Annotated in this window: 13 protein-coding genes; 10 read left to right on the forward strand and 3 right to left on the reverse strand. The window is 31.2% G+C overall.

Going from position 1 to position 12,758, the window contains the following annotated elements; genetic code table 11:
• Positions 1 to 2 precede the first annotated feature (2 nt).
• From H0I28_RS06610 to H0I28_RS06620, 3 genes are read right to left on the reverse strand one after another with little or no spacing between them, the layout of a single operon-like run.
• Positions 3 to 326, reverse strand: a complete 324-nt coding sequence (locus H0I28_RS06610; RefSeq protein ID WP_218730759.1) for a 2TM domain-containing protein — start codon at positions 324 to 326, stop codon at positions 3 to 5.
• Positions 326 to 1,687, reverse strand: a complete 1,362-nt coding sequence (locus H0I28_RS06615) for a 2TM domain-containing protein (protein ID WP_218761081.1) — start codon at positions 1,685 to 1,687, stop codon at positions 326 to 328. Before H0I28_RS06615 ends, H0I28_RS06610 begins: the two co-directional genes overlap by 1 nt.
• A gap of 31 nt (positions 1,688 to 1,718) precedes the next feature.
• Positions 1,719 to 2,132 carry a DUF2141 domain-containing protein gene (locus tag H0I28_RS06620; protein ID WP_218753648.1) on the reverse strand — a complete coding sequence of 138 codons (414 nt, stop codon included), beginning with the start codon at positions 2,130 to 2,132 and terminating at the stop codon, positions 1,719 to 1,721.
• 610 nt (positions 2,133 to 2,742) lie between these two features.
• Between H0I28_RS06620 and H0I28_RS06625 the strand changes: the two genes are divergently transcribed.
• From H0I28_RS06625 to H0I28_RS06670, 10 genes are all read left to right on the forward strand, one after another.
• A complete protein-coding gene (locus tag H0I28_RS06625) occupies positions 2,743 to 3,360 on the forward strand; it encodes a GNAT family N-acetyltransferase (protein WP_218753650.1) in 618 nt (205 codons plus the stop codon).
• Positions 3,361 to 3,364: 4 nt separating this feature from the next.
• Positions 3,365 to 4,543 (forward strand): argininosuccinate synthase, encoded by a 1,179-nt coding sequence (locus H0I28_RS06630; protein ID WP_218730763.1) that lies wholly within the window; start codon positions 3,365 to 3,367, stop codon positions 4,541 to 4,543.
• A 99-nt stretch (positions 4,544 to 4,642) separates the two neighbouring features.
• On the forward strand, positions 4,643 to 5,626 hold the full coding sequence (gene argC / locus H0I28_RS06635) for an N-acetyl-gamma-glutamyl-phosphate reductase (protein WP_218730764.1): 984 nt from the start codon (positions 4,643 to 4,645) through the stop codon (positions 5,624 to 5,626).
• Between the two features lie 153 nt (positions 5,627 to 5,779).
• Complete coding sequence (proC, locus tag H0I28_RS06640; RefSeq protein ID WP_218761083.1) at positions 5,780 to 6,571, forward strand: pyrroline-5-carboxylate reductase; 792 nt, start codon at positions 5,780 to 5,782, stop codon at positions 6,569 to 6,571.
• A 39-nt stretch (positions 6,572 to 6,610) separates the two neighbouring features.
• The gene (locus H0I28_RS06645) at positions 6,611 to 7,741 is read left to right on the forward strand and encodes an aspartate aminotransferase family protein (protein ID WP_218761085.1); all 1,131 of its coding nucleotides are present in this window, start codon (positions 6,611 to 6,613) and stop codon (positions 7,739 to 7,741) included.
• A 77-nt stretch (positions 7,742 to 7,818) separates the two neighbouring features.
• Positions 7,819 to 9,015 (forward strand): glutamate-5-semialdehyde dehydrogenase, encoded by a 1,197-nt coding sequence (locus H0I28_RS06650; RefSeq protein WP_218761087.1) that lies wholly within the window; start codon positions 7,819 to 7,821, stop codon positions 9,013 to 9,015.
• 52 nt (positions 9,016 to 9,067) lie between these two features.
• Positions 9,068 to 9,832, forward strand: a complete 765-nt coding sequence (proB, locus tag H0I28_RS06655; RefSeq protein ID WP_218730768.1) for a glutamate 5-kinase — start codon at positions 9,068 to 9,070, stop codon at positions 9,830 to 9,832.
• 45 nt (positions 9,833 to 9,877) lie between these two features.
• A complete protein-coding gene (locus tag H0I28_RS06660; RefSeq protein ID WP_218761089.1) occupies positions 9,878 to 10,816 on the forward strand; it encodes an acetylornithine carbamoyltransferase in 939 nt (312 codons plus the stop codon).
• A gap of 87 nt (positions 10,817 to 10,903) precedes the next feature.
• The gene (gene argB, locus H0I28_RS06665) at positions 10,904 to 11,680 is read left to right on the forward strand and encodes an acetylglutamate kinase (protein ID WP_218761090.1); all 777 of its coding nucleotides are present in this window, start codon (positions 10,904 to 10,906) and stop codon (positions 11,678 to 11,680) included.
• Positions 11,681 to 11,682: 2 nt separating this feature from the next.
• On the forward strand, positions 11,683 to 12,750 hold the full coding sequence (locus H0I28_RS06670) for a M20 family metallo-hydrolase (RefSeq protein WP_218761091.1): 1,068 nt from the start codon (positions 11,683 to 11,685) through the stop codon (positions 12,748 to 12,750).
• The last annotated feature ends 8 nt before the right edge of the window (positions 12,751 to 12,758 follow it).

Below are 12,758 nucleotides of genomic sequence, written 5' to 3' on the forward strand. Positions count from 1 at the left end.
AATTATCTTCTATAATTTTGTTCATCCATATACTTCTGAATCTTCTTTTGCTCCCAATCTTTATTCATAAACAAACTTAAACCAAAAGTATTCAAAGCCTGAAAAGCAATTCCGATTCCCCAAAAAAACCAAATTTTATAATTATGATAATTAGAAAAAGCTTCCATAAAGGTATCTCCATCATTTATATCTCCAACTATAAAAATGGCACTTAAAAAGCTGTTTACAATAATATAAGTTGCCAGGTGTTTATAGAATTTACTAATTTTTTCAACTCTTTTCTTTGCTAAAATATATTTTTGTTCTTGTGTAAGTTCCTTTTCCATTATCTTCTGTTTTTATGCTGATTCTCGGCTTCCATCATTTCTTTTATCTTTCTTTCCTCCCAATTATTGCCTAAGAAAATATTGTAGTTATTTACTTCTAAAAAGTGAAATGCCAATCCCATTCCCCATCCAAAAATTGGAAACCAAAACCAATGAAAACCTGAAGAGAACCTTAAATTGATAAAAATTAAAAAAGGAATTACAATACAATAAGCTGCTAAATTCTGATAAAATTCTTTTAACTTTTCTACTCTTTCTACTGCTTTCACGTATTTGCTATTTTCTAAATCGTCGTTGTACATAATATCGTTCATTTTATATAAGAGAGGTAAACTCACCTTAAAAGTTTTGTTATTGTTATCTATTTTCACTCCCTTTTGAGTGATCAATCCATATCTATCCGCAATATTCTGCAATCCTACTTTAGTGCTTTTCCCTATTGCTTCTTTAGGATTTACATTGTTTTCTATTATTAAATAAGTATCTTCTTCATAAATACTAACTGTTAAAGGTTTAGAAGATGAAACCACATTGTGTTTTACCGCATTTTCTAACAAAAGTTGCAAAGAAAGTGGTACAATTTTTAAGTCATTATTACTTATGGTATCTGGAATATTAAATTTCACTGCATCTTCAAAACGCATTTCTAACAATTGCATATACGTATTTGCAAATTTTAATTCTTCTTCAATAGGTACTAAATCTTTGTTTCTTTGCTCTAAAACATACCTGTATACCTTAGATAATTTGGTTGTAAATTTTTCTGCTTGCGCAGGGTTTTCTCCAATCAAACTCGTTAACACATTTAAACTATTGAATAAAAAATGTGGATCTAATTGATTTTTTAGAGACTCAAATTTTGCAGTTTCTGTTTTTGCAACAATTTCTTGTTTGGTAGTTTCCTGGGTCATAGCACTTTTCCAATTCACCATAAAACCTTTGGCATGAAAAAAAGCAGCGACTCCTAATGAAAATATGATTGCAAATAAATGGACCCAAACTAAATATCCTTGAAAGAAGTTTTCTACTTTATATCCAAAAAGCAATATATATTGTATAAAATGAATAATTAAAACGGCAATTACTGTATAAATTACGGTAGTTATAATTCCTGCCCAAACTCTTTTGTTGGTTTCTTTAACCCAATCCCATTTGGTGTTTAAGTATTCATTAATAATTCCGTTTCCAAGTCCTAAAGTAAAAGAATACATTCCCGAAATTAAAAAGGTAATACCTGCACCTTTAAAACTAAATTGTTGGTTTATAACTATAAAAACGATCCCTATAACTATGGTAAGTTTTGTACAAAGTATAAAATCATCTTTAATTTTATTATAAATATGGTTGGTAGGTGTCTTCATTTTGGGAAATTGTTCTTATAAAAAATACATACTAAAATTTAATTTCTAAAGATACATTTTTATCGTTAACCTTAAATTTTGCATCTTCAAATCTTGGCGGACCAAAAGTCATGTTATTGTTAGAAGCACCATAATCTTCTAAAGGCATTCCATTAGCTTTAAAATCCATTTTATCATTATCATTTTTATCATGATAACAAATAATTGCATATTCGCCTCCTTCTACGTTTTCGAAAACCACTGTACTTTTCCCTGCTTCAATTATAGCATTAGCACTCTGAATTGGTTTCATTCTAAAATTTGTTTTGTCATATAAAGCAAAACCAACTTTACCAGAATCTGAAGTAATATTTACTACAGTTGCTGTAATTGTTTTGTTTTGAGCTGTTACTAAGTTTGTAACACATAACATTGCCGTTGTTAAAATTGCTAAGATAAGTTTCATAATAAGTTGTTTTAAGTGGTTAATTATACTACAAAGATGCAAAACAACCTTAGTTCTATAAATTTAAGAATACCGAGTTGTAATTTTTTAAGGATGAATTGTAGTTTTCACATAAAATAATCAGTAATAAATAATAAGCAGTAATTTAATCACCTTTAATATTATGAAAAAAAGATTTTTTAAGATATCTGTTGATTTATTTTTAACGCAAACCATAAATTTGTTTAAATTTGATAAAACTGATAAAAAAGCACTACATTTTTGATAATAATTTTTAAAAAATATTTACTTTAGCAGTATGATTACCACAAGAATAAATAATTTATGTACTACAATAGTTCCCAGCTTGCGCTTGCGCAACCGCCGTCGCTAATATTCTACTTTAGCTACAAGACAACTTATTATAGTATTTATCCATTTATTTATTTTATCGTGAACAATTCTTACAAAACTTACTTACAATCTTTCGTTATCTTAAAAAATAACAATTTACGACGTAGTTTTTCTATTCGCCCTTTGGGTGTTTAGATAATTATAGAGTTTAGGTGAGTCCGATTCTACATTCAAAAAGAACAAACAACAACTTTAATAAAATAAAAAACACAATGCAATGGAAATTGTAATTGCTAACAAGTCACATATTGTTTATGCAGATATTATTTGCAAAACAATAGAAGATGCTGCTCAGGTTAGAGGAACAGGTATCGCAAAAAGAAAACCAGAATATGTTGCCACAAAAATGGAAAACGGTAATGCTGTAATAGCATTAGAAAATGGTGAATTTGCAGGGTTTTGCTACATAGAAAAATGGGGGCATGGAAAATTTGTTGCCAACTCTGGTTTAATTGTACACCCAAATTATAGGAATATTGGGTTATCAAAAAAAATAAAACAAAAAATATTTGAGCATTCTAGAACTAAATTTCCAGATGCGAAAGTTTTTAGTATTACAACAGGTTTTGCTGTAATGAAATTAAATAGCGATTTAGGCTATAAACCTGTACCTTTTTCTGAGTTAACAGACGATCAATCTTTTTGGGATGGATGCCAAACTTGTAGAAACTACGATGTTTTAACAAGAACAGACAGAAAAATGTGTTTGTGTACGGGGATGCTTTTTGATCCTGCAAAAATAAAAAAAGAAGAGAAAACTCCTTTTAAAGAAAAAACATTTCAAAGATTAAAACGAATAAAACAAGCATTGTTTCTTAAAAAAAATAAAGAATAATATTATGAAAAAATTAGTAATAGCTTATAGTGGAGGTTTAGACACATCTTATTGTGCAGTTAGTTTATCTAAAGAATATGATGTACATGCCGTAAGTGTTAACACAGGCGGATTTACAACAGAAGAGATTAAACACATTGAAAGTAACGCCTATAAAATGGGTGTTTCTACGTACAAAAATATTGATGCAGTTGCTACGTTCTACAACAAAGTAGTAAAGTATTTAATTTTTGGTAACGTATTAAAAAACGCTACGTATCCTCTTTCTGTAAGTGCAGAGAGAATTATTCAGGCAATTGAAATTGTAGAATACGCAAAGAGTATTGGAGCTGAATATATTGCTCACGGTAGTACAGGTGCAGGAAATGATCAAGTTCGTTTTGATATGATTTTTCAAACTTTGGCTCCTGGAATCAAAATTATTACGCCAATTAGAGACCAAAAATTAACAAGACAAGAAGAAATAGATTATTTAAAATCTGAAGGTATTGATATGCCTTGGGAAAAATCTAAATATTCTGTAAACAAAGGTCTTTGGGGAACTAGTGTTGGTGGTGTTGAAACTTTAAAGTCAGAATTACCTTTACCTAGTGAAGCATATCCTTCTCAATTAGAAAAAGAAGGTGAAGAAAAAGTAACTCTAACTTTTAAAAATGGTGAATTTGTTGCTTTAAACGGACAAGAAAATGCTCCGGAAGTAAATATCGAAAAATTAAACGACATCGCTTCTGCATATGCAATTGGTAGAGACATTCATGTTGGTGATACAATTGTTGGTACAAAAGGAAGAGTTGGTTTTGAAGCTGCAGCGGCTTTAATCACAGTAAAAGCACACCATTTGTTAGAGAAACACAACTTAACAAAATGGCAATTACAGCATAAAGAGTATTTATCTAGTTTTTACGGAATGCATTTACATGAAGGGCAATATTTAGATCCTGTAATGAGAGATACGGAAGCTTTTTTACAAAGTTCTCAAAAAATGGTTTCAGGTAATGTAGTAGTTTCTTTGAAACCTTATCATTTTACTTTAGACGGAATAATTTCTGATCACGATTTAATGTCTAGTGCATTTAGTACGTATGGAGAAGAAAACAAAGCTTGGACAGCTGATGATGCAAAAGGTTTTATTAAAATTTTAGGAAATCAGAATAAAATATACAGACAAGTAAATAACAAATAATGTTGAATCGTGTAATTGTTTAAGTTATTATTCCACAACGATTACACAACATAACAATTACACGATTAAACAGTTACACAATTAAAAATTTTCAAAAGCATGAAAAATTTAGAAGTAGGAATTATAGGAGGAGCTGGTTATACTGCTGGTGAATTAATTAGATTATTATTGAATCATCCAAAGACAAATATCAATTTTGTATACAGTACTTCTAACGCTGGTAACAAATTGTATAAAGTGCATCAAGATTTAATTGGTGATACAGACATCAGTTTTACAAGTGAAATAAATGCTGATGTAGATGTTTTATTTTTATGCTTAGGTCATGGAAACTCAACTTCATTTTTACAAAAAAACAGCTTTTCTGATAACACGAAAATTATTGATTTAAGTAATGATTTTAGATTACTTGCTGATAAGAATTTTGAAGGTAAAGATTTTGTGTACGGTTTACCAGAATTAGATAAAGAAAGTATAAAAACAGCAAAATACATTGCAAATCCTGGTTGTTTTGCCACTGCAATACAATTGGCTATTTTACCTTTAGCAGCAAATGGTTTGTTAAAAGATGATGTGCATATTAATGCAGTAACAGGTGCAACTGGAGCAGGAACGTCATTATCTGCAACGACACATTTTACATGGAGAGATAATAACTTTTCTCATTATAAAGCATTTAATCATCAACATTTAGGAGAGTACAACCAAACTGTAAACCAACTACAACCTAGTTTTAATTCTGAAATTAATTTTATGCCAAATCGTGGTGATTTTTCTAGAGGAATTTTTGCAACTACGTATACAAAGTTCGATGGTTCTCTTAAAGAAGCAACAGAAATTTATAAGGCGTATTATAAAGATGCTGCTTTTACATTTGTTTCTGATGAAAGCATTTTTATGAAACAAGTTGTAAACACCAACAAGTGTTTAGTACAGTTAGAAAAACACGGCAATAAGTTGTTAATTACAACCACTATTGATAATTTATTAAAAGGCGCTTCTGGTGCTGCAATTCAGAATTTAAACTTAATGCATGGTTTTGAAGAAACCCTAGGTTTAAATTTAAAAGCAAATTACTTCTAGTAGTAAGTAACTCGAGTTAGCGATTGAAACTTTTCGGCTACGCTCAAGACAGGCTCCATCCTTTTTTGGTGTCGGTTTGAAAAAATTTGTATCGAGAACAAAATAAGATATAGTGTAAAGCGCAACCTTTAGGAACGTAAAAAAATATTAATTATGAAAGCAGCAATTATTGGAGCAGGAAGTTTAGGACAGTCTATTGCCAAAGGTTTATTAAAAAACAAAGTGGTGAGTTCTTTGTATTTAACAAAACGAAATACAAGTTCAATAGCAAGTTTTAACACTTATAATGAAGTAGTTTTAACTTCGGATAATGAAGAAGCTGTTAAAAATTCTGACATTTTAATATTTGCCGTTCAACCAAGACATTTAGATAAAATTTTAAAAGATTTAAAATCTCTTTTAACAGGAAATCATGTGATAATTACAGTAATTACAGGTTTTTCTATAGAAAAAATAGAGGCTATTATTGGAGTCGATAAATTTATTATTCGTTCTATGCCAAATACTGCAGCTGCTGTTGGTCAGTCTATGACATGCCTTTCCCCAAATACAAAAGGAAAAGAAAAAGTGGAATTAGCCAAAACTATTTTTAATAGTTTAGGTCAGTCTATGGAAATTCCGGAAGAGCAATTACAAGCCGCAACAGTAATTTGTGCAAGCGGAATTGCTTTTTGGATGCGCTTAATTCGTGCCACTACACAAGGCGCCATTCAGTTAGGTTTTGAAGCCGATGAAGCCCATAAATTAGCCATGCAAACATGTTTTGGTGCGGCTAGTTTATTAAAAGAGTCAGGCAATCATCCAGAAGCAGAAATAGACAGAGTTACCACTCCTGGTGGTTGTACAATAGAAGGGTTAAACGAAATGGAACACCAAGGTTTAAGCTCTTCTTTAATTAAAGGGATCAATAAATCTTTTGATAAAATTAACCAAATTAAAAACTAATCAACGGGTGTAAACCCATTGCTACTAAAAACTATCATTATGCCATTATTTAACGTTTATCCACTGTACAATGTTACTCCTGTAAAAGCTAAAGGAGTTTATGTTTATGACGAAAACAAAACGGAATATTTAGATTTATATGGCGGACATGCTGTAATTTCTATAGGTCATGCACATCCTAAATACGTAAAAGCGATAACCAGTCAGGTTGAAAAACTAGGTTTTTATTCGAATGCTATTCAGAATCCTTTACAAGTTCAATTAGCCGATAAATTAGAAGCCCTTTCTGGCTGCAAAGACTACGAATTATTTTTATGTAATTCTGGTGCTGAAGCAAATGAAAATGCCCTAAAATTAGCTTCTTTTAAAACGGGAAAATCTAGAGTTATTGCATTTAAAAATGGTTTTCATGGTAGAACTTCTGCTGCGGTTGCTGCAACCGATAATAAAAATATCATTGCACCAATTAACGCGCAACAAAAGGTTACTATTTTAGAATTAAATGATATTGACGCTGTAAAAACAGAACTAGAAAAAGGTGATGTTTGTGCGGTTATCGTTGAATTTATTCAGGGAGTTGGTGGTTTAGATCAAGCAACTAGTGAGTTTTTCGAACAAGTAGATGTACTTTGTAAAGCAAACAACACCTTTTTTATTGCCGATGAAGTGCAGTCTGGTTACGGTAGGTCTGGTAAGTTCTTTGCTTTTCAGCATTATAATGTAACTCCCGATGTTATTTCGATTGCAAAAGGAATGGGAAATGGTTTCCCGATTGGAGGAATTTTAATTCACCCAGATGTTGAAGCTAAATTCGGAATGTTAGGGACTACTTTTGGAGGAAATCATTTGGCTTGTGCTGCTGGTTTATCTGTTTTAAAAGTAATTGAAGAGGAAAACTTAATAGATAATGTAAATCAAATGTCTTGCTATTTCATAAAAATTGCAAAGACAATTCCACAAATAAAGAATATAAAAGGTAAAGGATTAATGCTTGGTTTAGAATTCGACTTTGAAGTTGGAGATTTACGTAAGAAGCTAATTTATGACTATCATATTTTTACAGGTGGTGCGATGAATAAAAACCTTTTAAGAATTTTACCTCCATTAACACTAAAGAAAGAGCATATCAATCAGTTTTTTGAAGCTTTGGTTGATGCTTTAGGAGAATAATTTGCTCCCGTAAAGTCGCAAAGATTTTTGCTTAAACTAATACTAGAAACTGCAACTGATTACTATAAACTTAAACTATGAATACGTTATTATCAATTGAAATTAGAAATGCTGTTTTACTTACAATGGCAGAACTTCTTGATAAAGAAAGAGAAGCTATTATTTGTATCAACAAAAAAGATTTAGAAGCTTATAAAGGAGATGACATTTCTATGTTCGATCGTTTAAAAGCGGATGATAAAAAAGTGGATGAAATGATTGCTGCTGCAAAACATTTAGCTTCACAAGAAGATCCGGTTGGTGTAGAGCGTTTTAGTTTTAAGCATGATAACGGAATGCAAGTCTATAATAAAACGGCTTCTTTTGGAACGATTCTTATTATTTATGAATCGAGACCAGATGTTACTGTGGAAGCTGCAGGAATTGCTTTTAAATCTGGAAATAAAATATTATTAAAAGGAGGAAAAGAGTCGTTAAATTCTAACTTAAAAATTGTGGAATTATGGCACAAAGCTTTAAAACAGCACAATGCTTCTACAGATTGGGTAGAATATTTGCAATTTAACAGAACAGAAACACAAGCTTTTTTAGAAAAACCAACACAAAAGGTAGATTTAATTGTGCCTCGTGGTGGCGAACGTTTAATTGCTTTTGTAAAAAAACACGCTACGTGTCCTGTTATAATTAGCGGACGAGGAAACAACTTTGTGTATGTATGTAATGATGCTGATTTAGATATTGCAATTGATGTGATCATCAACGGAAAATCAAAAATATCTGCTTGTAATGCTGTTGATAAAGTATTAATTGATGCTAATCTTACTAATAAACAAGTATTCATCAATAAATTAATATCAAAATTAAACGAATCTAAAATTGAAGTTCTAGGTGATGCAACTGTAGCTAAAAATCATCAATTAGATCAGATTTCATCAAACGAAGTTTGGTACGAAGAATTTTTAGATTACAAAATTGTAATTGGAGAAGTTGCCTCAAATACTGATGCTATTGCAATGATTAACAAATATGCTGGCGGACATTCATCAGCAATTATTACTAAAGAAATTAAGAAAGCTAAAGTATTTATGGAAAACGTAGATACCGCAGTTGTCTATCATAACGCTTCTACTCGTTTTACAGATGGTGGTCAATTAGGTTTGGGTGGCGAATTAGCGATTAGTACAGACAAATTACACCAACGTGGGCCAATTGGTTTACAGCATTTGGTTACCAATAAATGGTACGTTCATGGAAATGGACAGGTGAGAAGTTAAAAATTTTAGTTGGCAGTTTACAATCACAGTAAACAATTGAAAATTAAACACAATGCAAAAAAAGAAACGTATTTTATTAAAAATAGGCTCTAACACGCTTACCAAAGAAACGGATAATATTTCTAGAGGAAAAATTGAAGATATTGCGAATCAGATTGCAAAATTACAAGATACTTGTGAATTTATTATAGTAAGTTCTGGAGCAATTGCCGTTGCAAAACAGTTTGTAAAACTAGAAAGTAAACATGAAGAAGTTTTTGTAAAACAAGCTTTGGCTTCTATTGGTCAGCCACATTTAATTAGAATCTATCAAGAAATTTTTAGAGAATACGGTTTATTGAGTTCTCAATGCCTTCTCTCCTATTCAGATTTTGAAAAACAACAAAGTAAAACCAATATTGTAAACACTATTAATGTGTTGGTAAACAACAACTACATTCCTATTATTAACGAAAATGATACGGTTGCAACCGATGAAATTCAGTTTGGTGATAATGATAAACTAGCAGCTTTAACAGCTACTTTATTACATGTAGATTTACTAATTATTGCCACAAATACCAATGGAATTTACACCAAAGAGTCTTTTAAAAACAACGCACCAGAAACTATTTTGGTTGTTGAAGATTTTGACCATTTAAAGGATGAAGTTGTAAATTCTAAATCATCCCACGGAAGTGGCGGAATGGCTTCTAAAGTTGAAGCAGCAGAACTTGCAAAAAACGCAAACATAGAAACTTGGATTGTAAACGGTTTAGAAGACAATTTTATGACCAATGCTATGAATAACACAGTACCGTTTACAAAAATAAAATAAGACTATCAATTTCAATGGACTTAAGTACATTGTTAAAATAAAAACATGAAAAATTACACCTCCATTAACGACATAGAACATATTGACAATTGGATTCTAGAAGCAAAAGAAATAAAAAGAAAGCCTCTAAGTAATAATCACTTAGGAAAAAACAAAACATTAGGATTGTTATTCTTTAATTCGAGTTTACGTACACGTTTAAGTACCCAAAAAGCTGCATTAAACTTAGGCATGGATCCTATTGTAATGAATGTTTCTGGGGATGCCTGGGGAATTGAGTTTGGCGATGGAACAGTAATGAATGGAAACACTGCAGAACATATTAAAGAAGCTGCCGCTGTAGTATCTCAATATTGCGATATTATTGCTGTAAGAGCTTTTCCTACCTTAACGGATAAAGAACTAGACGCATCAGAACAGATCTTAAATTCATTTGTAGAATTTGCTTCAGTACCAGTTGTAAGCATGGAAAGTGCTACTGGTCATCCTTTGCAAGGTTTAACAGACGCAATTACTATTTCTGAAAACACTACAAAAAAGAGACCAAAAATAGTGTTAAGTTGGGCTCCACACGTAAAGGCTTTGCCACACGCTGTTGCTAATAGCTTTACACAAGCAATGCAAAAAATGGATGTCGAATTTGTAATTGCAAACCCTGAAGGTTATAATTTAAGTTCAGAAATAACAAAGGACACTCCTATTTATCATAATCAGGAAGAAGCTTTTAAAGATGCAGATTTTATCTATACAAAGAACTGGAGTTCTTACGATGACTACGGAAAAATATTAAAAACAGATTTAGATTGGATGATTACCAAAGAAAAAATTGGTGAAGCAAAATTTATGCACTGTCTACCTGTTAGAAGAAATGTTGTAGTAGAAGATGCTATTTTAGATTCTGACAGTTCATTAGTTATTGAACAAGCAAATAACAGAACATACGCTGCTCAATTGGTATTAAAGAAGATATTAGAAAACAACTAACGTCATTGCGAGGCACGAAGTAATCTGTCTATTTAATTAAGAGATTGCTTCGTCATTCTTCCTCGCAATGACAGATACTTAACAAAAATGGAAAAACTATCAATCATAAAAATTGGAGGAAACATCATTGAAGATGAAACGTCTTTAAATGCTTTTCTAAAATTATTTTCTAACTTAGACGGAAACAAAATTTTGGTCCACGGAGGAGGAAAACGTGCCACTCATATTGCTTCTAAATTAGGTATCGAATCTAAAATGGTAAATGGTAGACGTATTACAGATGCAGAAACGCTGGAAGTAATTACCATGGTTTATGGTGGCTTGGTCAATAAAAATATTGTAGCCAAATTACAAGCATTACAAGTTGATGCTATTGGTTTAACAGGAGCTGATATTAACAGTATTAAATCAGAAAAAAGACCTGTTAAGGAAGTCGATTTTGGTTTTGTAGGTGATGTAAAACAAGTGGCTTCTAATTCTATTGATAAATTAATTAAAGCTAATTTTACACCTGTTTTTTGTGCAATTACACACGACGGAAACGGACAATTATTAAATACCAATGCAGATACAATTGCGAGTACCATTGCAGTTGGTATGAGTGAAATCTACGAAACATCTATTTATTATTGCTTTGAATTAAATGGTGTTTTAAAAGATTTTAATGATAAAAATTCTGTGGTAAAAAAAATCGATACGGATACATATAAAGAATTATTAGACGCTAAAATTATTACAGACGGAATGATTCCAAAAATAGACAACTGTTTTGATGCTTTAGATAATGGAGTTTCAAAAGTACATATTGGAAATACATCTATGCTGACAAAAGAAAACGATAATTTTACCACAATAACATTATAAAAATGAATATTGAAAAATTAACAGAAAACGCTATTTCTCTTTTAAAGAACTTGATTGAAACACAATCATTTTCTCAAGAAGAAGAAAATACAGCAAAATTGATAGAAGGTTGGTTTATAGAAAATAAAATACCTTTTAAAAGAACAAAAAATAATATTTGGGCAACCAACAAATATTTTGATGACAGCAAACCAACCTTATTGTTAAATTCCCATCACGATACCGTACATCCAAATTCAGCATACACCAATGATCCTTTAAAAGCCATTGTAAAAGATGGTAAATTATATGGGTTAGGTTCTAATGATGCGGGTGGTTGTTTGGTTTCTTTAATGGCTACATTCACTAATTTTTATGCACAAGAAAACCTAAAATACAATTTGGTAATTGTGGCTTCTGCAGAAGAAGAAAATAGTGGTCCTAATGGACTAAATAGTATGTTATCTATTATTCCACATATTGATGTAGCAATTGTTGGTGAACCTACTTTAATGAATTTAGCGGTTGCAGAAAAAGGTTTAGTTGTTTTTGATGCTGTTGTAGAAGGAACTCCGAGTCATGCTGCACATCCAAATAATAACAACTCTATTTACAATACTATTGAAGTATTACAATGGTTTAAAGATTTTAAGTTCGAGAAACCTTCTGTAGCTTTAGGTGATGTAAAAATGACCGTTACACAAATTTCTGCAGGTTCTCAACACAATGTTGTGCCAGCACATGTAGATTTAGTAGTAGATGTACGTGTAAATGATGCGTATTCGAATAAAGAAATTAATGAAATATTACAAGAAAAAGCACCTTGTACTACAATTACACCAAGAAGTTTACGTTTAAACTCCTCTTGCATTTCTACAAATCATGACTTGGTAAAAGCAGGAATTGCGATGGGAAGAGAAACTTACGGTTCTCCTACGCTATCCGATCAATCTGTATTAACTTGCCAATCCTTAAAGTTAGGACCTGGAGACAGTACTCGTTCTCATTCTGCCAATGAATTTATTTATCTTGCAGAAATTGAAGAAGGAATTCAGATTTATGTAGAATTGCTGAATAGAGTAATTATTTAAAAAGTAAT

This window comes from Polaribacter sp. AHE13PA, assembly GCF_019278505.1.
GTDB lineage: Bacteria > Bacteroidota > Bacteroidia > Flavobacteriales > Flavobacteriaceae > Polaribacter.